Below are 20095 nucleotides of genomic sequence, written 5' to 3'. Positions count from 1 at the left end.
CCTTAATGAATTTTGCTGCCCAGGGTCACCACGCCGTCCGCTTTCTCGCGGCCCAGCCAGCTGGTCCAGCCGAGGCGACAGGCGTTCTGCTCACCGATGCGCAGTTCGCGGATTTCTTCCTGGCGCAGGACCAGGCGAATGTCGTAATCGAGCGGATCACGCAGGGTGAACCGCACCAGCGCGCAGAGCGGCTGGTAACCGAAACCGATCGGCAGGAATTCGTGGAAGCGCTGCCAGTCGAGTTCGGTGATGTGGATGCGGAATTTGCCGCTGCGATCGCGCACGTGCTCGCCGAGCACCAGGTCTTCGCCGAGCACGCTGTTGGCGCGGCCCAAACGATTGCGCTGCTCGTCGAGAATTTCCACGCGGCGCTCGATGCACTGCTCGATGACCAGGTCTTCGTGCTTGAAGTAGTAACGCAGTACGGCTTCGATCAGCGCCGCCGAGTGCGCCCGCAGGCTGAGCAGGCCGAGGTACGGCAGCAGGCGTTTCCAGTTGAGTTCCTTGGCCTTGCGGATCTCGTCGCCGCCCAGACCGATCAGCGCGAACAGCTGCGCCGAGAACGGATCGACCGCGCCGCTCTGAAAGCTTGCGCGGTAGCGGTACTTGCGCCAGATCGGCAGCATCAGCCGTTGCAGGCGATGGTGGAACAGGTCGAGGAAATTGCGTGTCGGGTTGCCGTCCTCGCTGTCGCCCAGCGCCTGCTCGCCGTAGAACGCCGGCAACGGCGAACCGGAGCCGACCAGGCCGATCAGGTTGAAGCGCATGCGCGCGCGCATCTTGCCGTGCTCTTCGAAGAACTCGACGCGATCGACGTCGCTGCGCGGAAAGCCCAGGCTCGGGTTGGCCTGAAACTCGACCTGATCGTACAGATCGTCTTCGCTCAGATGCGGGTGGGCCTCGCGCAGCCGGTCGATCACCAGCAGCACTGCCTGAAACAGCGAGTACTCGCGTATTACCTTGGTCAGCCCGCTTAGAGCAGGGGCTGCAGGCCCATACGTGGTGTCCATTGGTACACCTCTCCCTGTGTGCTTTTTACCCGCAGCTCATGGAATGAATTGAGACTGGCGTAAAGCGCGAAAAACTCGTTGAGAACCGAAGCGAAGACGAACAGGTCGCCTTCGCCGATATAGCCTTCCGGGTCGATGGTCAATTCGGTGCGCAAGCCGCGCACCGGCAGGCCGCGATGCAAGCGGTCGACGTGGTGATGTTTGATGTGCTTTAGCCCGCCGAGCAGGCGTTTGCTGACCTTTTCTGCGTGCTGGTCGTAGTAGCGCGGCAAGTCGTAGGTTTCGAGAATCACCTTCAACGCATTGACGTCAGCCAGCGACAAGTAGTTAAGCGACATGTTGCTGATCAGCTTCCACAGGAAGTCACGGTTCAGCGGCGGCGCGAAACTCGGCGTCGCCGGGGTGATGTTGCGGAAGCTCAGGAACTCCGGCGTCTCCTCGCAGGCCATGCAGATGTCGCCGAGCTTGAGCTTTTTCGGCAGGTTCTGGTTGGTGCACATCAGCTCGATCGACAGGGTTTCGTGGGCTTCGGTATGGCGGATGCCGAAGCTCAGGTAGGTGTCGAGGCCGTCGTGCAGCAAGGACGAACGCTGGCGGATGCTGTAATGCGGACGGCTGTTGGGGACGTCGAAACTCGGGTCGTGCTCGAACGATTCGAACGGCACGTACTCCTGATAACCGAGGCCGCCGGGCTTCCAGCCGGTCACGGTTTCGACCGAGAACACACCGCAGTTTTCCAGGTCGTATTCCGCCGGCAGCAGCAGGTATTCGTCTTGCTTGCCGTCGAGCCGGATCGGCAATGCATCGTGGGCAAACAGGTTGGCAATCGGCGTGCAGAACAGCTTGACGTTATCCAGCGTCGGACGCATGCGCATGATGCCGCTCTTGCGAATATCAAAACGCAGTTCGAGGCCGCGCATCTGCTTGAGCGTGTCTTCCGGCAGCGCCTTGAGGATGTCCAGACCGTTGACGTCGACGAAAAGGAATTTGTCCTGGAAGGCGAAGTATTCCTGCAGGTAACGATAGCCACGGAAGGTGTTCAGCGGATACGGGATCAACGCTTCTTCTTCGGCAAAGCCCACCGGTTTCACGCGGTCACCGGGAATCTTGAACGCCATCGGCTTGCCGCTGACACCATCGATCGGCTTGCCGGCGCCGTCGAGCGGGATCAGCTCGATGCCGTCGAGGTTGCGCAGCAGGCTCAGGTACAGCATCTGGCTGATATAACGCTCACCGGCAAAGTGCAGACGCAGTTTGCTCAGTTCCAGCTCGCCGAGGTGGCCGTCGGCACTCATCTCCAGGCGCAGACTGAGCAGCGAGCCATCGCCCTTCACCGAATAATTCAGCGCGGCCAGATCCAGCGGCAGCACTTCGGTCGGGTAGCAAGTGCGGAAGCGGCAGCGCACGTCTTCGATCGGCTTGCTCTCGATCGGCGTATCGCGCTCAACCAGCAGCGCCGGCCCGGAACGCTTGAGCGGGTCGAACTGCAAAATGCTGAACGCCGGCAGCGGGCGCATGTAGTTCGGCCACAGCAGCTGCATCAGCGAATGGCTGAGCTCCGGCAACTCGTCGTCGAGCTTCTGGCGCAAACGCCCGGTCAGGAACGCAAAGCCTTCCAGCAACCGCTCCACATCCGGATCCCGCCCGGCCTGCCCCAGATACGGCGCCAGCGCCGGACTACGCTCGGCGAAACGGCGACCGAGCTGGCGCAGTGCGGTGAGTTCGCTTTGGTAGTAGTGGTTAAAGGACATGTCGTTCGGTTTTCCGGATGTGTAGAGGATGAATGACTGATAAACATGCCCAGTCACTGCTCGCTCCCTTGCCGCGAGTAAGGACTGAATATCCGTTACCGCCAGCGCGAAGCTTAAAACAGCTCACTGAACACCCAATGATTGAAGCTGTATAACGCAGCCGAGATCACGATAAACATCAACAGCACTGGCAAGCCGACCTGCAAATTCCGCTGTCGAAAGAAAATGGTCACAGCCCTTACAAAATAATAAAAAGCCACCACCAGCATCGGAATAAAACTCACGATGCAGAATAGAAAAACCCACTCATAGAAACTTACCGGCGCTGGCAAAGAATTCAGGTCAACAACATCAGGCGCTTTACGCGGATGCGTAAAAGACATCAGCAAGAACAGCGCTGACACAAAAAGATAAAAGTACCTGATCAATTAACGAAGCCCCTTGGCGTACAGAAATTTCGCCAGTTCACGACGTCGTGACTTACCCTCTGCGTTATCGCCCGAGTAATAAAAATGACCACCGCCGTTGAGCATCTGCTGACCCAACTCGACGGATGCCTTCATGAGTTCTTCGTCGGAAATACCTGCATAGATAGGGTCGCCCTTGTCTTTCAGGTCGATGATCGTTGCGTTCTTGATGTTAGGGTGCGTGGTGACGGCGACCTTCAGGCTTTTATTGATCGGGGCGCCAATCAAGACAAGATGATCGACTTTCACCCCGGCGCGCGCGTAATAAATGGCACTGCGTGCGGCAATAACCGCGCCCCAGGAGTAGCCGACGATATTGAATTGGCCGACCTTGGGAACCGGTTTGTTTATCTGCAAAGCGCTCAACGGAAACTCGGTGGCCTTGATCTTGCTGATATCTCGACTGATTTTCATCGCCAACAGATCACCTGGAGGGGTACAAACAACCTCTTTGTAACTTCTTACGGTGACCATTCCGAACAGATATTTTTTCTCTATATACTCGTTTCCGTACTCACATTTTTGCAATTCGCCATACTCAAAAACTACAGGATCCTTTTCGTCCTGGTTATAAAGCACGACCGACGACGCATCGCTGAGCATGTCGGCGAGAGCAGGCACGTATTTGTCCATGCCTGTAATAAGAGATGAGTAATTCCCATAAACAGCATTGGATATACCGACCTCTTCAAATGCCGCGATCATGTCATCGTTATAGGCCCCGATCATCCCTGCGCCACCGAGAAAAACCGTAAGCCCATGCTCCACTGCGACGGGCTTAGGCTCAGGGCTCTGGGTCGGAGTACTCTGCAACGTAGTGACTTTGACGTAATTTCCGTTCGCTGTGGTTTTGGTATCTGCACCCATTGATCAGTCCCTCGAAGCGATGTAAATGTCGATTTTCTCGGCATTTTTGTGGCGAGACACGCGATGGGTCAGACCCTGATCGTCAGTCACGCCTTCTTCTTCGGAACCATCTTCACGAACCAACAAGTAACGCGAATTGGCCATAGGCTTGCCAGCCGTATCCGTCAGGACAAACTGTTCGTCGAAACCTGGCATTACCACCGGCAACGGCGGCACAAACGGCGCCGGCGAATGCGAATTGCCGATAATCACCGTCCCGGACCCAGCCGTGACCTTGTTGCCATGGGTCCCCACCGAATCAACCGTCGCGGCAGGCTTGCCGTTGATCAACACAGTGGTCGCCAAACCGCCCGACATCGCACCACCACACGCCGAGGCATCGCCTTGGCGGGCGGCCGCGAGGCCGTCGAAGAACACGTCGCCGGAACCGGCGGCGATCGGGTTGGTGCCGTGGCCGGGGAGCGGGCAAGCGGTGGGGTCGGATACGCGTGCTGCGGGTTTGCCAGACATCGGGGATCTCCTTAGGTGACCTTGACTTGACCGCTGCCATCCAGGCGCGCGGAAAAACTGACCTGACGCTTGAACCCTTCAACTTCCAGCAGGCCTTCGATACTGAAGGCCAGGCGCAGTTGATCGTGGTCACGCGGCAGGGAAATGACACGCACGTTGCTCAGGCGCGGCTCGTAGGCTTCGATGAAGCTTTCGATGGCCAGGCGGGCCTGACTCAGCGAGTCGTGCAGGCTCAGGCGCATGTCATTGAGATCGGGCAACCCGTAGTCGGCCAGCGTTTGCACGCTGCCGGCCCGGGTGCTGAGCATTTTGGCCAGATGGGCAGCCACCGACGCCATGGCAGAAACCTCAAGGCTCTTGCCATTGCGTAGTTGTGCGTCGCCGTTGAGGCGTTCGAACAGGCTGCCGTATCCGTCCATGAGTCGCTCTTACTCTTTGTCCAGCTTGCCAACCAGCGACAGGGTGAAATCGGCACCCATGTACTTGAAGTGCGGACGCACGTTCAAGCTCACGCGGTACCAGCCCGGCTCGCCTTCAACGTCGCTGACGATCACTTGCGCAGCGCGCAGCGGACGACGGCCACGCACTTCGGCGCTCGGGTTTTCCTGGTCGGCGACGTACTGACGGATCCACTTGTTCAGTTCCAGCTCGAGGTCGGTACGTTCTTTCCACGAACCGAGTTGCTCGCGCTGCAGCACTTTCAAGTAGTGAGCCAGGCGGTTGACGATCATCATGTACGGCAGTTGGGTGCCGAGCTTGTAGTTCAGCTCTGCCGCCTTGCCTTCTGCGCTGATGCCGAAGAACTTCGGCTTCTGCACCGAGCTTGCGGAGAAGAACGCCGCGTTGTCGGAGCCTTTGCGCATGGTCAGGGAAATGAAGCCTTCCTCGGCCAGTTCGTATTCACGACGGTCGGATACCAGAACCTCGGTAGGAATCTTGGTTTCGATTTCGCCCATGCTTTCGAAATGGTGCAACGGCAAGTCTTCAACCGCGCCACCGCTCTGCGGGCCGATGATGTTCGGGCACCAGCGGAATTTGGCGAAGCTGTCGGTCAGCTTGGTGCCGAACGCGTACGCGGTGTTGCCCCACAGGTAGTGCTCGTGGCTGTTGGCCACGGTTTCCTTGTAGACGAACGATTTGACCGGGTTTTCTTCCGGGTCGTACGGGTTGCGCAGCAGGAAACGCGGCACCGTCAGGCCAACGTAGCGGGAGTCTTCCGAAGTACGGAAGCTCTGCCATTTGGCGAATTGCGGGCCTTCGAAGTGGTCTTTCAGATCTTTCAGATCCGGCAGGCCGGTGAAGCTTTCCAGACCGAAGAATTTCGGGCCGGCGGCAGCGATGAACGGCGCGTGAGACATGCACGAAACGCTGGCCACGTACTGCATCAGCTTGACGTCTGGCGAGCTTGGCGACATGTAGTAGTTGGCGATGATCGCGCCCACCGGCTGACCACCGAACTGGCCGTATTCAGCGGTGTAGATGTGCTTGTACAGGCCCGACTGCATGACTTCCGGCGAATCTTCGAAATCGTCCAGCAGGTCTTCTTTGGAGACGTTGAGGATTTCGATCTTGATGTTTTCGCGGAAGTTGGTGCGGTCGACCAGCAACTGCAGGCCACGCCACGACGATTCCAGCGCCTGGAAATCCGGGTGGTGCAGGATTTCGTCCATTTGACGGCTGAGCTTGGCATCGATCTCGGCGATCATGCGGTCAACCATGGCCTTCTTGACCGGCTCACCGTTGTTCTGCGGCTTGAGCAGTTCTTCGATAAACGCCGACACGCCACGCTTGGCGATGTCATAGGCTTCGTCGTCCGGAGTCAGACGGGTTTCGGCGATGATGCTGTCGAGAATGCTGTATTCGCCGCTGGCGGCGCTCTTCTCTTGTGCTGCGCTAGTGCTCATTGTGTTGGCTTCCTTGGCAAGAGTCTCAGGCGTCCGGGGCTGCGGCGTTCAGGCCCAGCTCACCGAGTACGCGACCACGGGATTCGTCGTCGGCGAGCACGCCTTCGATCGCTTTACGGAACGCAGGCGCGTTACCCAGCGGGCCTTTGAGGGCCACCAGCGCATCGCGCAGTTCCATCAGTTTTTTCAGCTCAGGCACTTGCTCGACCAGGCTGGCCGGGTTGAAGTCCTTCATCGAATTGACGCGCAGTTGCACAGCCAGCTCGTCGGCCTCGCCATCTTCCTGCAGACGGTTCGGCACGCTCAGCGTCAGACCCAGTTCTTGCTTGGCCAACACTTCATCGAAGGTCATCTTGTCGATGCTGATCGGCTTGCGATCTTCGATTTTGCGATCGTCCTTGCGGTGGGTGTAGTCACCGATTGCCAGCAGTTTCAGCGGCAGTTCAATCTCTTCCTGAGCACCGCCGGTGGCGGGTTTGAAGGTGACGTTGATGCGTTCCTTGGGGGCTACCGAGCCTTCTTTGGCCATGGCTTTTCTCCTTGCGGTTGTGGCCCTGGGGCCTATTCGAGTACCACTTCGAGGTCGAGGTGGCACAGCCTGCGATAAATCTCTTCCTTGCGTTCACGTACGGCATGGTTCTGCGGCAACAACTCGCAGCAACTGTGCAGCAGGTGCAGCACTTCCAATGCAAGATCGGGCTCCCAGGCGTGCAGGCCTGAGTCCTGTAATGTCTGATCGAGGGTTTCGAGCTGGTTCTTGGCCAGTTCGTATTTCTTGGCCATGAAGCACAGCCGCGCGAGGGCGAACTGCCAGAAAAACCGTTCGCGCCCGCCGTGAGCCGACTGCAGACCCTGCTTGAGAACCTGCACGGCCGGCTTGAGACCTTCCTTGCGCAGCAGTGGCAGGACCTCCTCGAGCGCTTTCTCCCAGGCGGGCTGGGTTTCGACGTTTTCGCTCTCGACCTTGCGCGGCGCACTGGCGCTTTGCAGGTGCGGCATGACGTTGGCGGCGATCCACGCGCGGGTAGACGGATCGGCGAACGGCGCGCCGTCATGGAAGCGCAACTCGACAATGCCCGGCAGCCGTTGAACCAAAAGCGCGAAGTGGATTTCCACTTCGCGCATGGCCAATTCGGCGTTGAGGTTCTGGAGACATTCCCAGACCATCCTCTGGCCATCGAACCAGAACGGCGCCTTCGCCAGGCTCGCCTCCAGTTCCACCAGCAGGTCGGCGTATTTGCCCTGATCGAAACGGTCCTGATAGAGCTTGAGCTTTTCCAGCGGCAGGCCGCGCAACACGGTGATCTGCTCGGCGTTGCGCTCGGGCACCGCGTCGATAGTCATCCACAGCAACGTGCGGTTGAGACGCAGGGCGCGCAGGTCGGTGGCTTTCTGTTTCAGCCACCAGGCGCACAACGGCCGGGCGCTTTCCTGCTGGGCACGCAGGGCCTTGTGCGCATCGCGTTCGTTGTCTATCGGTGCGCCGGGAGTCAGCAACTGGGTCGCGGCCTGCTTGACCTGCGCCACCGCCGCGCCGACCACGCCAGGCGCCGGCTGGTTGTCGGCGGCGCGCTGGATCATGGTTTTCAGGCGACGGGAGATCGGCAGCAGCAGCGGCGCGTCATCGCCCAGATGTTCAGTGCAGGCGGCTTCAAGACCGGCCAGGTGCTCGGAGAGCTGCCGGAACATTGGCAACTGCTCTTTGATCGCGATGTTTTCGGTAATCACCTGCTCAAGACGCGGCACCAGCCAGCCAATGGCGGCGGCACGGGTGCGCGGTTTGAGCGGGTGGACGTCGGCCCAGTTGTTTTCCGACAAATGGTGCAGCAGACCGAGGCCGGCGAGCAGCCCGGGGAAGGATTCGCGCTGGTACAACGACCAGGTCAGCCAGGCGCCGACACGCAGATCCTTGGATTGGGTACGCAGCAGGTTTTCGCTGTTTTCACGGATTTTCAGCCAGTCGATCTGCCCGCTTTCGTGCATCGACGAGGCTTTGGCCAGCTCGCTTTCCAGCGCCTCGAATTCGCTCGAAAAACGAACGTCTTCGCCCGCAAAATTCTCTTTGGAAACAGAGGCTTTTGCGAGTTCGAGGTAATGGGCGGAAAGTTTGCTTGAGTAGGACATCCATGGCCTTTATTAAGGATTACAGTCGTGCGGGCGAATAGAGTGTCAGCCACGCGGGACAGTATCGAAGAGCAGTTCAGCGACTCATCCAATTGAGATGTGCTCTTTCAAGTGGGCGCATCGTAATCACAATGATGGCCACTAGCAAGCATCTGATTAAACAACAAGACGAAGTGTTCTTTGTTTGTTGTAGGAGGTTTCCTTATATCCTCTCAGGGTATCCCTGATACCCCCTTCGCCTGTGCATTCGCGCGAGACACGCCTGAAACCCTCGATCCAGAGCGCTCGTTCCAAAACCCCGCAACGCCCGTATGTGTGCTGGCAAAGACGGCTCGGAGCATGACCGCTTTTGAAAAAACCGGATGTAGGATGATTCCGAAAGACTTCGGTATTGTTTCAACACATCGCTGCGCGACAACAAAAGAACATTAAAAGTGCCATCATCTTGATAGCATTTATTAAAAAATTATTAATCGCCCGAAGGTATGCAAAGCCGCCGCGCTAATCAAAAGCCCCTTATTAACGCCTTTGGCATTAGCACGCCCTGCCCACTAATTGGCGGACATAAAAAATGGGCATTCGACCGCAATCGATATGCCCATTTTTCCCAGCGGTTCTCCCGTTATTCAGGAGGTTCGCCGCAATTAAGGATTAACGCTGTCTTTCAACGATTTGCCTGGCTTGAACGCAACGGTGTTGCTGGCCTTGATCTTCACCGGTTCGCCGGTTTGCGGGTTTTTGCCGGTGCGGGCGCCGCGGTGGCGTTGCAGGAAGGTGCCGAAGCCGACCAGCGTCACGCTGTCCTTGCGGTGCAGGGCGCCGGTGATTTCTTCGAGGACGGCGTTGAGGACGCGATTGGCCTGTTCTTTGGTCAGGTCCGCTTTTTCCGCGATGGCGGCGGCGAGTTCTGGTTTACGCATTAGTGAAGCCCCTTTGACGGTTTTTTGTTGTTATGTCCGTGCTGTTCTCGTTGGAACAGCGCCCAAAGCGCCGCAGGCTCTACTCTGCGGCAGACGGGAGTGAGAATGGCACGCGGATACGGGCGACGCCAGTCTCCCCGCGACCTTTGTCGGGGCAAAAGCGGGGTGTTTACGACAGAACGACCGGCATTTACGCCAGCAGGGCCGGAAGCTGTTTGTTCAGGGCGAGTTTTTCCATGACCGCCGCACCGGTCAGCGCATAACCGAGCAACTGACCGTCGGTACTGCGGCACAGCGCCTTGATGTCGGCGCCCTGCCCCTCCACCGTCCAGACGCCTTCGCTGCCACGCGGCGGCGGCGAGACCACCAGCGGGCACACCGGGGTTTTCACAGTGATCGGCATCGGGCCGTAGCTGACCGCTGTCGGGTTTCCCGCCAGGGTCTGGGCCAATGCTCGCGCGCAACTCATGAGCGGCATCACGTACAACAGATTGAGCCCGTCGACTTCGGCGCAATCGCCCAAGGCGTAGATATTGGCGTGGGAGGTTTTAAGCTGCCGATCAACCATGACGCCGCGATTGACCTGAATACCCGCCGCCGCTGCCAGATCGATGCGTGGGCGCAGGCCAATCGCCGAGACCACCACGTCACAGGCGATGACCTGACCGTCAGACAGGTGCGCTTCGAGGCCATCGGCAACTTTTTGCAGGCGGGTCAGCACCGGGCCGAGGTGAAATTTTGCGCCGAGACTTTCCAGCCCGGCCTGCACGGCGGCCGCAGCGGCTGGGTGCAACAGGGTCGGCATGACCTGCTCGCACGGCGCGACCAGTTGTACTTCGTAGCCGCCGAGGATCAAGTCGTTGGCGAACTCGCAACCGATCAGCCCAGCGCCGAGCAACAGCACGCGGCGTTTGCCGGCTGCGGCGGCTCGAAACCGTGCGTAGTCCTCGAGATCATTGATTGGAAAGACCAGATCGGCACCATCGCCATCGATCGGCACGCGCACGGTTTCCGCGCCCCAGGCGAGAATCAGGTCGCGGTAATACACCGCTTCTTCACCGATCCACAGGCGCTTGTGGCCGGCATCGATGCCGCTGATGCGCGTGTGAGTGCGCACCTCGGCCTTCAACTGCTCGGCCATGGCCCCCGGCTCGGCCATGCTCAGGCCGTCAGCGTCCTTGTTCTTGCCGAAACCGGTGGAGAGCATCGGCTTGGAATACGAGCGGCCGTCATCGGCGGTGATCAGCAGCAGCGGGGTTTCGCTGTCGAGCTTGCGAAACTCACGGGCCAGGTTGTAGCCCGCCAGGCCAGTGCCGATGATGACGACAGGTGCGCTCATGCCTTGCTCCTTGATTTTGCTTAGTTGATTTCGATCATTTCGAAGTCCATCTTGCCGACGCCGCAGTCCGGGCACAGCCAGTCTGCCGGCACGTCTTCCCAGCGGGTGCCCGGCGCAATGCCGTCATCCGGCCAGCCGTCGGCTTCGTTGTAGATCAGGCCACAGACGATGCATTGCCACTTTTTCATTCGGATACTTCCTCAAGGTTCAGGCGATTGCTGGCGCGGACAGTCGATGGGTGTAGCGCTGCCATCCGGCTCAGGGCGTTTTGTACTGAGGGTGCCCGGCAGATGCAAGCCTGTTCGGCGCAACGGCCACCCGGATCGATCAATCTCGCCGCCCGCCATGGTAAGCTCGCCGCCTCATTTGCGGCCAATAATGACTCATTGTGCAACATTCAAATGCCTGCCCCGCCCCGCTCTGGCTGACCCAAAGCCGACTGACACCCCGCCCCGATGCGTTGACCCTGGACTGGTTGTTCGACGAAGGCTCGCTGACCCGCCGCCTGACGCGGCTGTCCAGCGATGGCTTCAGCGTGACGCCGTTGTTCGAAGGCTGGGCCACCCTGCGCAGCGACGAATGCGCGGCGCTGGAACTGGCCGAAGGCAGCGAAGGCTGGGTGCGCGAGGTGTATCTGCGCGGCCACGGCGAGGCCTGGGTGTTCGCCCGCAGCGTGGCCTCGCGTGCGGCGTTGCAGGGTGACGGCTTGCACATGGACGAACTGGGCAGCCGCTCGCTGGGCGAACTGCTGTTTTGCGATCAGGCGTTTCAGCGCCGCGCTCTCGAGGTTTGCCACTACCCTGAAGACTGGCTGCCGGCAGAAGCCAAAGCGCCCGCGCTGTGGGCCCGCCGCTCGCGTTTCGACCGCGGCGCGCTGAGCGTGCTGGTCGCGGAAATCTTCCTGCCGAGCCTGTGGAGCGCCGCCCGCGCCCATCCGGAGAACTGCTGATGTATCAGAGCCTGCTCAAGTCCCTGAACCGCTTGAACCCGCGCGCCTGGGATTTCATTCAGTTGACGCGCATGGACAAGCCGATCGGCATCTATCTGCTGTTATGGCCGACGTTGTGGGCGCTGTGGATTGCCGGCAAGGGCTCGCCGTCATTGGCCAACGTGGTGATTTTTGTTCTTGGCGTAGTGCTGACCCGCGCCGGTGGTTGCGTAATCAACGACTGGGCCGATCGCAAGGTCGACGGCCACGTCAAACGCACTGCACAGCGCCCGCTGGCCAGCGGCAAGATCAGTTCGAAGGAAGCGCTGGTGTTCTTCGCCGTGCTGATGGGCATCAGTTTTCTGCTGGTGCTGTGCACCAACGCGCCGACCATCTGGCTGTCACTGGGTGGTCTGGCGCTGGCCTGTACCTATCCGTTCATGAAGCGCTACACCTATTACCCGCAAGTGGTGCTGGGCGCGGCGTTTTCGTGGGGCATGCCGATGGCGTTCACTGCCGAGACCGGCGAGTTGCCCGCAGCGGCGTGGCTGCTATGGATCGCCAACCTGCTGTGGACAGTGGGTTATGACACCTACTACGCAATGACCGACCGCGATGACGACCTGAAGATCGGAGTGAAATCCACGGCGATCCTGTTTGGCGAGGCGGATCGGGTGATCATTCTCAGCTTGCAGGCGCTGTCGTTGGGTTGCCTGCTGCTGGCGGGGTCGAAGTTCGAGCTGGGGATCTGGTTCCAGCTCGGTTTGCTGGTGGCTGCTGGCTGTTATGCGTGGGAATTCTGGTACACCCGCGATCGCGACCGGATGCGTTGCTTCAAGGCGTTCTTGCACAACCATTGGGCCGGGTTGGCGATATTTGTCGGGATTGTCGTGGATTACGCATTGCGCTAAACGCAAATCAGTTTAGGAGAGAGCCTGCTCGCGATAGCGGTATGTCAGTTAACGAAAATGCTGGCTGACACACCGCTATAGCGAGCAGGCTCACTCCTACAGGGGACCGCGTTTATTTGGCTTTGGCGACTTTCCAGGCGCCGTCCATCTTGCCGTCGCCGGTCATGTCGCCGGCCTTCTTGTCCATCACGAAGGTGTACAGCGGCATGCCTTGGTAAGCCCACTGCATCGAACCGTCGTCACGCTTGACCACCGTCCAGTCGCCCATCGACTTGTCACCTGCCTGCGCCATCAATGGCGGCCAGTTCGCTGCGCATTTGTCATTGCACGCTGACTTGCCGGCGGAGTCCTTGGCGAAGGTGTACAGGGTCATGCCTTTGTGGTCGGTGAACATGCCGTCCTTCTCCATCGCCGGATCGGCGGCCATGGCCAGGCCAGGCAACGCCAGGGCCGCGGCCATCAGCAGGGCTTTGAAAGAAGCAGTCATCTGAGTCATGGAAACCTTCTTTTGTGGTTGTCAGGATTCGGACTTAGAGCTTAGTCCAGGATGGTCAAACTTGTTGGCGGGCAGAAATACTGTCACACGACTGCAATAATTCCGTTATCTAATGCGGCGCAAGACAGTTAAATGACAAGAGGATTAAGGCATGGTTGGCAGGAGCATTCTGATCGTCGACGACGAAGCGCCCATTCGCGAAATGATCGCCGTGGCGTTGGAAATGGCCGGCTATGACTGCCTCGAGGCAGAGAACTCGCAGCAGGCCCACGCCATCATCGTCGACCGCAAACCGGACCTGATCCTGCTCGACTGGATGCTGCCGGGCACGTCCGGCATCGAACTGGCCCGACGCCTCAAGCGTGACGAGCTGACCGGGGACATCCCGATCATCATGCTCACCGCCAAGGGCGAAGAGGACAACAAGATCCAGGGCCTGGAAGTCGGCGCTGACGACTACATCACCAAACCGTTTTCCCCGCGCGAACTGGTCGCCCGGCTCAAGGCTGTGCTGCGCCGCGCCGGCCCGACCGACGGCGAAGCGCCGATCGAGGTGGGTGGCCTGCTGCTCGACCCGATCAGCCACCGCGTGACCATCGACGGCAAACCGGCCGAGATGGGCCCGACCGAATATCGTCTGCTGCAATTCTTCATGACCCACCAGGAACGCGCCTACACCCGCGGCCAGTTGCTGGATCAGGTCTGGGGCGGCAACGTCTATGTTGAAGAACGCACCGTCGACGTGCACATCCGCCGTCTGCGCAAGGCCCTCGGCGATGCCTACGAAAATCTGGTACAAACCGTGCGCGGCACGGGCTATCGGTTCTCTACGAAGGCATAAAAACAGCTGCAAGCTTTCAGCTACAAGCGGCAAGACACAGCGCGCCGCTTCAACTTGTAGCTTGCAGCTTGACACTTGAAGCTGCGGCTAAGGACGCCTCTGTGAATCAAAACTGGCATGGCACCCTGATTCGCCACATGCTGCTGCTGGTCACCGCGTGCCTGGTGATCGGGCTGATCAGCGGTTATTACGGCTGGAGCCTCGCGGTGGGCCTGGGCCTGTATCTGGCCTGGACGCTCAAGCAATTGCTGCGGCTGCACGAATGGCTGCGCCAGCACCAGCCCGACGAAGCACCGCCCGATGGCTATGGCCTGTGGGGCGAAGTGTTCGACAGCATCTACCACCTGCAACGCCGCGACCAACGCGTGCGCGGGCGGTTGCAAGCGGTGATCGACCGCGTGCAGGAGTCCACCGCGGCACTGAAAGATGCGGTGATCATGCTCGACAGCGACGGCAATCTGGAATGGTGGAACCGCGCCGCCGAGACCCTGCTCGGCCTCAAGACCCCACAAGACAGCGGCCAACCGGTGACCAACCTGGTGCGGCATCCGCGCTTCAAGGAATATTTCGAGCAGGACAACTTCGCCGAGCCGCTGGAAATCCCGTCACCGACCAATGATCGCGTGCGCATTCAGCTGTACCTGACCCGTTATGGCAACAATGAGCACCTGATGCTGGTGCGCGACGTCACGCGTATTCATCAACTGGAGCAGATGCGCAAAGACTTCATCGCCAACGTCTCCCACGAACTGCGCACACCGCTGACGGTGATCTGCGGCTATCTGGAAACCCTGCTCGATAACGTCGAGGAAGTGAACCCGCGCTGGAGCCGCGCCCTGCAGCAGATGCAACAACAGGGCGGGCGCATGCAGACGCTCCTCAACGACTTGCTGCTGCTGGCCAAGCTCGAAGCCACCGATTACCCGTCGGACAACCAGCCGGTGCAGATCGATACGTTGTTGCAGTCGATCACCAGCGACGCCCAGCAATTGTCGGGCGCGAAGAATCAGCACATCACGCTGGAGGCCAATGCCGGCGTGCTGCTCAAGGGCAGCGAAGCGGAGTTGCGCAGTGCGTTTTCCAACCTCGTGTTCAACGCGGTCAAGTACACCCCGGCCGAGGGCAACATTCGGATTCGCTGGTGGGGCGACGATCAGGGCGCGCACCTGAGCGTGCAGGATTCGGGCATCGGTATCGACAGCAAACACCTGCCGCGCCTGACCGAACGTTTCTACCGCGTCGACTCCAGCCGCAACTCCAACACCGGCGGCACCGGCCTCGGCCTGGCCATCGTCAAACACGTGCTGTTGCGCCACCGTGCGCGCATGGAGATCAGCAGCGTGCCCGGCCATGGCAGCACGTTCACTTGCCATTTCGCCCCGGCCCAGGTGGCCAGCGCACGGGCCATCAGCGCCGCCGAGTGACGCCGCCCGGCACACGCCACTAGGCAATTGCCCAGTCAGCCGCTACATTGGCTGACTTGTGCCTGCATTTCAGGCGCTGCTTTCCCTTACTTTCGAATCACACGGAACCTGCAAAACTCCATCATGGACCCTTCCCCTGGCTTGTCCCTCGCTACCATTTTCGCCGACTTCGGCATGATTCTTTTTGCTCTGATCCTGGTACTGCTCAACGGCTTTTTCGTTGCGGCGGAGTTCGCCATGGTCAAGCTGCGCTCGACCCGGGTCGAAGCCATCGCGGAGCAGCATGGCTGGCGCGGACATATCCTGCGCACCGTGCACAGTCAGCTCGATGCCTACCTCTCGGCGTGCCAGTTGGGTATTACCCTCGCCTCCCTCGGCCTGGGCTGGGTCGGTGAACCGGCGTTCGCGCACATTCTCGAACCGCTGTTGAGCGCGGTCGGCGTCGACTCGCCGGAGATCATCAAAGGCGTGTCGTTCTTCACCGCGTTTTTCATCATTTCCTATCTGCACATCGTGGTCGGCGAACTCGCCCCGAAGTCGTGGGCGATCCGCAAACCCGAGCTGCTGTCGCTGTGGACGGCGGTGCCGCTGTACCTGTTCTACTGGGCGATGTACCCGGCGATCTACCTGCTCAACGCCAGCGCCAACGCAATTCTGCGTATCGCAGGGCAAGGTGAGCCCGGCCCGCACCATGAACACCATTACAGCCGCGAAGAACTGAAACTGATCCTGCACTCCAGCCGTGGCCAGGATCCGAGCGACCAAGGCATGCGCGTGCTGGCCTCGGCGGTGGAAATGGGCGAGCTGGAAGTGGTCGACTGGGCCAACTCCCGCGAAGACCTGATCACGCTCGAATTCAACGCACCGCTGAAGGAAATCCTGGCGATGTTCCGTCGCCACAAGTTCAGCCGTTATCCGGTGTACGACAGCGAGCGCCAGGAGTTCGTCGGCCTGCTGCACATCAAGGATCTGCTGCTGGAGCTGGCGGCGCTGGACCATATTCCCGAGTCGTTCAACCTCGCCGAACTGACCCGTCCGCTGGAGCGCGTGTCGCGGCACATGCCGCTGTCGCAACTGTTGGAGCAGTTCCGCAAGGGCGGCTCGCACTTCGCCGTGGTCGAGGAAGCGGATGGCAATATCATCGGCTACCTGACCATGGAAGACGTGCTGGAAGTGCTGGTCGGCGACATTCAGGACGAACACCGCAAGGCGGAGCGCGGCATTCTGGCCTATCAGCCGGGCAAGCTGCTGGTTCGTGGCGATACGCCGTTGTTCAAGGTCGAACGCCTGCTGGGCATCGATCTGGACCACATCGAAGCGGAAACTCTCGCCGGGCTGGTCTATGAAACCCTCAAACGCGTGCCGGAAGAGGAAGAAGTACTGGAAGTCGAAGGCCTGCGGATCATCATCAAGAAGATGAAAGGGCCGAAGATTGTGCTGGCCAAGGTGTTGATGCTCGATTGATGGGCTGATCCGCGACCGCGTCGCCGCTTTCGCGAGCAGGCTCGCTCCCACCCTGGAATGCATTTGCCAATGTTACTGCTTGCCCAACGCAAAGTTGGGCAACGCCCCCAGTGGCTGGTTGAACTGATACGGAATCGACACCAGCCCTTCCCCGGTATTGCGCTGCACCACGAAGTGCAGGTGCGGGCCGCTGCTGTTGCCGGTGTTGCCCGACAGCGCCAGCGGACTGCCGACCTTGACCCGCTGCCCCTCACGCACACTCACCGAGCCCTGTTTGAGATGCAGGTACACGCCCATCGTGCCGTCATCGTGCAGCACACGCACGAAATTGCCCGACGCATCGGTGCCGCGCCCGCTCTGTGAGTTTTCTGTCTTCACGACAACGCCGGCCCGCGCGGCGATGATTGGCGTGCCCACCGGCATGGCGATATCCATCGCGTAACGATTCTTAGGCCCGTAGTGGCTGTACTGGCCGTTGGCGCCCTGGCTCAGGCGGAACGGCCCGCCACGCCATGGCAGTGGATAGCGATAGCTCTGCGCCGCACCAGCGGGGTCGCCCAGCGAATAATGGAATTGCGGCGAATACACCAGTGGCTTGCCCGCGGAAATCGCCGTCAGCAGCGCCAGCCGCGTGTTGCTGCGCGCCGGCAGCACCCGGCGAATGGTCTGCGCCGGCGCGCCGCGCACATTGCTCAGGCCGGTGAATGCCAAGGCAATCTCGACCGGCGCGTACAGATCATTGCGCACGAACACCACGTCGGTGCCCTTCTGCTTTTTGATATCGAGGTAGACCTGGCGCTCCAGGCGCTCGACCATGCGGTCCTGAAACACGAACACCTGCGCGCCTTTGCTCGGCCGGTCGCTGTAGGAGACCACGCCGTTGGCGTCGGTGGATTTGTAGATGGTCATGGCCACTGCCGAGGTGCAGGCCAGGAAAAGACCACAGAGAAACAGCAGGCGCGCGAGCATGGGCAAGAATCTGTCGAAAGGAGGCCTGGAAATGAGCCTAGCAGGTGAAGCAGACCAGGCTAGTCGACAGATGTTGCAAATTGGCAGCGCAAGAGCTGATCGTTCCCACGCTCTGCGTGGGAATGCCTCAATCGGACGCTCCGCGTCCTCTGCGTAAGGGACGCAGAGCGTCCCGGGCTGCATTCCCACGCAGAGCGTGGGAACGATCACTGGCAGGCGAGGAAGATCATGCTCCCGGGACGAAATGCTTCTGCGCCGTGCCACGGGCGATCAGGCGGGAGATGTAATCAAGCTTCTGCGCGTCCTGATCGACGAAGCGGAAGGTCAGCTGCAGCCATTCACTGTCTGGCTTCTGCTCGACCGCAACCACGGCGTGCAGGTAACCGTTGAGTCGGGCGACTTCGGCGTTGTCGCCCTGCTCCAGATCGAGCACGGCGCTGTCGAGGACCTGCGGCAGGGTCTCGGTGCGCTTCACCACCAGCAGCGCCTCCTTGATGCTCAGCGCCTTGATCACGCATTGCTGAGTACCGCTCGGCAGGCGCAACTGGCCCTGACCGCGACCACCGACCGGCGCTTTCGCCGCGGCAGGTGCCTGCACCGGCGGCGCGTTGAGCAAACCGCGCGATGGCGCAGCTGCGGCGGCCGGCGCCGCTGCAGCAGGCTTGGCAAACGGGTTGGCCGCCGCAGCCGGGGCTGCGCCGACCACGGCAGGCTTGCCGCCGGTCAGTGCGCTCAGCGAATCGTTGCCGAACGCCGAATTCATCTTGGTCGGCGCGCTGTTCATCAGGGTGTCGAGCTTGCCGACCTTGTTCAGCGCCTGCTTGACCTTGGTCAGCAACTGCTCGTTGGTGAACGGCTTGCTGACGTAGCCGGAAACGCCGGCCTGAATCGCCTGCACAACGTTTTCCTTGTCGCCCCGGCTGGTGACCATGACGAACGGCATGGTCTTGAGATTGTCCTGTTCGCGGCACCAGGTCAGCAGTTCGAGACCGGACATTTCCGGCATTTCCCAATCGCACAACACCAGGTCGAAGGCTTCTCTGGCCAGCATGGCCTGAGCCTTTTGCCGTTCACGGCGTCCTCGGTGCGGATCCCCGGGAAGTAATTACGCAGGCACTTTTTCACCAGGTCACGAATGAACGAAGCATCGTCCACGACCAACACACTGATCTTGCTCATCCAACACCCCTATTAAAATCCCGGCAAGCATAACGCTGGCTGATGGCACATTGCCAAAACTCTTCAGTCACGCCGGGACTTTTCGTTCGCGGGTGCTGCTTTTTAATTCGAATCTGCCCATGAAAAGCACAAACAAAAACGCCCGGCCAAAGGGCCGGGCGCTTTTCTCAGGCAATCTTACTTATCGTCAGCTTCGCCCGGAACATTAGCGGTTTCGGCGCTGGTGCCTTCAACTTCTTCCTTCATGCGCTTGAGGCCCATGTGCCGCACGTCGGTGCCGCGCACCAGGTAGATCACCAGCTCCGAGATGTTGCGCGCGTGATCGCCGATGCGCTCCAGCGAACGCAAGACCCAGATGATGCTCAGAACACGCGAGATAGAGCGCGGGTCTTCCATCATGTAGGTCGCCAGCTCGCGCAGGGCGGTTTTGTATTCGCGGTCGATGATCTTGTCGTACTGCGCCACTGACAAGGCCAGATCGGCGTCGAAACGCGCGAACGCGTCCAGCGCATCGCGGACCATGTTGCGCACCTGGTCGCCAATGTGACGAACCTCGACGTAACCGCGCGGCGCTTCGCCTTCTTCGCACAACTGGATGGCACGACGGGCGATCTTGGTCGCTTCGTCGCCGATACGCTCGAGGTCGATCACCGATTTGGAAATGCTGATGATCAAACGCAAATCCGACGCTGCCGGCTGACGACGAGCCAGAATGCGCAGGCATTCTTCGTCGATGTTGCGTTCCATCTGGTTGATCTGGTCGTCGATCTCGCGCACTTGCTGAGCCAGACCGGAGTCGGCCTCGATCAGCGCCGTGACGGCGTCGTTGACCTGCTTCTCGACCAGCCCGCCCATGGCCAGCAGGTGGCTGCGCACTTCTTCCAGTTCGGCGTTGAACTGCGCGGAAATGTGATGGGTTAAACCTTCCTTCGAAATCATGATTTGCTCCGCAAAAGCCATGAGCTGCAAGCTACAAGCTGCAAGCTGATTT

Annotated in this window: 20 protein-coding genes and 1 pseudogene; 5 read left to right on the top strand and 16 right to left on the bottom strand. The window is 60.0% G+C overall.

Features of this window, described 5'->3' with window-relative positions; translation table 11 throughout:
* Positions 1-2: 2 nt before the first annotated feature.
* The 12 genes from tssG to M0746_RS26155 all read right to left on the bottom strand — a co-directional run bounded on the left by tssG (position 3) and on the right by M0746_RS26155 (position 11080).
* Positions 3-1010: a type VI secretion system baseplate subunit TssG gene (tssG, locus tag M0746_RS26210; RefSeq protein ID WP_093096850.1), complete on the bottom strand. Its 1008-nt coding sequence runs from the start codon at positions 1008-1010 to the stop codon at positions 3-5.
* The gene (gene tssF, locus M0746_RS26205) at positions 974-2761 is read right to left on the bottom strand and encodes a type VI secretion system baseplate subunit TssF (protein ID WP_093096845.1); all 1788 of its coding nucleotides are present in this window, start codon (positions 2759-2761) and stop codon (positions 974-976) included. The genes tssG and tssF overlap by 37 nt, the downstream gene beginning before the upstream one ends.
* 113 nt (positions 2762-2874) lie before the next feature.
* A complete protein-coding gene (locus tag M0746_RS26200) occupies positions 2875-3189 on the bottom strand; it encodes a hypothetical protein (RefSeq protein WP_258451144.1) in 315 nt (104 codons plus the stop codon).
* Positions 3190-4095, bottom strand: a complete 906-nt coding sequence (locus tag M0746_RS26195; protein WP_258451143.1) for an alpha/beta hydrolase — start codon at positions 4093-4095, stop codon at positions 3190-3192.
* Between the two features lie 3 nt (positions 4096-4098).
* On the bottom strand, positions 4099-4605 hold the full coding sequence (locus M0746_RS26190) for a PAAR domain-containing protein (protein WP_258451142.1): 507 nt from the start codon (positions 4603-4605) through the stop codon (positions 4099-4101).
* Between the two features lie 11 nt (positions 4606-4616).
* Positions 4617-5024 carry a type VI secretion system baseplate subunit TssE gene (tssE, locus tag M0746_RS26185; RefSeq protein WP_090287609.1) on the bottom strand — a complete coding sequence of 136 codons (408 nt, stop codon included), beginning with the start codon at positions 5022-5024 and terminating at the stop codon, positions 4617-4619.
* 9 nt (positions 5025-5033) lie between these two features.
* Complete coding sequence (tssC, locus tag M0746_RS26180; protein WP_016772499.1) at positions 5034-6509, bottom strand: type VI secretion system contractile sheath large subunit; 1476 nt, start codon at positions 6507-6509, stop codon at positions 5034-5036.
* Between the two features lie 25 nt (positions 6510-6534).
* Entirely contained in the window at positions 6535-7038 is a 504-nt protein-coding gene (gene tssB, locus M0746_RS26175; RefSeq protein WP_003229587.1) for a type VI secretion system contractile sheath small subunit, read from the bottom strand.
* A 32-nt stretch (positions 7039-7070) separates the two neighbouring features.
* The gene (gene tssA, locus M0746_RS26170) at positions 7071-8633 is read right to left on the bottom strand and encodes a type VI secretion system protein TssA (protein WP_258451141.1); all 1563 of its coding nucleotides are present in this window, start codon (positions 8631-8633) and stop codon (positions 7071-7073) included.
* Between the two features lie 644 nt (positions 8634-9277).
* Entirely contained in the window at positions 9278-9553 is a 276-nt protein-coding gene (locus tag M0746_RS26165) for an HU family DNA-binding protein (protein ID WP_003213368.1), read from the bottom strand.
* A gap of 190 nt (positions 9554-9743) precedes the next feature.
* Positions 9744-10892 carry an NAD(P)/FAD-dependent oxidoreductase gene (locus M0746_RS26160; RefSeq protein WP_258451140.1) on the bottom strand — a complete coding sequence of 383 codons (1149 nt, stop codon included), beginning with the start codon at positions 10890-10892 and terminating at the stop codon, positions 9744-9746.
* A 20-nt stretch (positions 10893-10912) separates the two neighbouring features.
* Positions 10913-11080: a rubredoxin gene (locus M0746_RS26155; protein ID WP_003177199.1), complete on the bottom strand. Its 168-nt coding sequence runs from the start codon at positions 11078-11080 to the stop codon at positions 10913-10915.
* Positions 11081-11280: 200 nt separating this feature from the next.
* Between M0746_RS26155 and M0746_RS26150 the strand changes: the two genes are divergently transcribed.
* The gene (locus M0746_RS26150) at positions 11281-11841 is read left to right on the top strand and encodes a chorismate--pyruvate lyase family protein (protein ID WP_258451139.1); all 561 of its coding nucleotides are present in this window, start codon (positions 11281-11283) and stop codon (positions 11839-11841) included.
* Entirely contained in the window at positions 11841-12731 is an 891-nt protein-coding gene (gene ubiA, locus M0746_RS26145; RefSeq protein WP_208939221.1) for a 4-hydroxybenzoate octaprenyltransferase, read from the top strand. The genes M0746_RS26150 and ubiA overlap by 1 nt, the downstream gene beginning before the upstream one ends.
* Positions 12732-12843: 112 nt before the next feature.
* Here the strand turns inward: ubiA and M0746_RS26140 are convergent, their stop codons facing one another.
* On the bottom strand, positions 12844-13227 hold the full coding sequence (locus M0746_RS26140) for a COG4315 family predicted lipoprotein (protein WP_203420041.1): 384 nt from the start codon (positions 13225-13227) through the stop codon (positions 12844-12846).
* Between the two features lie 151 nt (positions 13228-13378).
* Between M0746_RS26140 and phoB the strand changes: the two genes are divergently transcribed.
* The 3 genes from phoB (at position 13379) to M0746_RS26125 (ending at position 16956) form a co-directional block, all read left to right on the top strand.
* Positions 13379-14068, top strand: a complete 690-nt coding sequence (gene phoB / locus M0746_RS26135; protein ID WP_007896474.1) for a phosphate regulon transcriptional regulator PhoB — start codon at positions 13379-13381, stop codon at positions 14066-14068.
* Positions 14069-14205: 137 nt separating this feature from the next.
* Entirely contained in the window at positions 14206-15492 is a 1287-nt protein-coding gene (phoR, locus tag M0746_RS26130; protein WP_258451528.1) for a phosphate regulon sensor histidine kinase PhoR, read from the top strand.
* A 123-nt stretch (positions 15493-15615) separates the two neighbouring features.
* Positions 15616-16956, top strand: a complete 1341-nt coding sequence (locus M0746_RS26125) for a hemolysin family protein (RefSeq protein WP_016772486.1) — start codon at positions 15616-15618, stop codon at positions 16954-16956.
* A 72-nt stretch (positions 16957-17028) separates the two neighbouring features.
* Here the strand turns inward: M0746_RS26125 and M0746_RS26120 are convergent, their stop codons facing one another.
* The 3 genes and pseudogenes from M0746_RS26120 to phoU form a co-directional block, all read right to left on the bottom strand.
* Positions 17029-17925 carry a peptidoglycan DD-metalloendopeptidase family protein gene (locus tag M0746_RS26120; protein ID WP_208939218.1) on the bottom strand — a complete coding sequence of 299 codons (897 nt, stop codon included), beginning with the start codon at positions 17923-17925 and terminating at the stop codon, positions 17029-17031.
* Between the two features lie 226 nt (positions 17926-18151).
* Positions 18152-19104: pseudogene (locus M0746_RS26115) on the bottom strand (response regulator).
* Between the two features lie 177 nt (positions 19105-19281).
* Positions 19282-20043, bottom strand: a complete 762-nt coding sequence (gene phoU / locus M0746_RS26110) for a phosphate signaling complex protein PhoU (RefSeq protein WP_016772483.1) — start codon at positions 20041-20043, stop codon at positions 19282-19284.
* Positions 20044-20095 lie beyond the last annotated feature (52 nt).

The sequence above is a fragment of the Pseudomonas sp. S11P7 genome, assembly GCF_023195435.1.
Taxonomy (GTDB): Bacteria; Pseudomonadota; Gammaproteobacteria; order Pseudomonadales; family Pseudomonadaceae; genus Aquipseudomonas; species Aquipseudomonas fluorescens_G.
The sequence above is the reverse complement of the archived record's forward strand: the minus strand, read 5'-3'. Positions and strand labels throughout refer to the sequence as shown.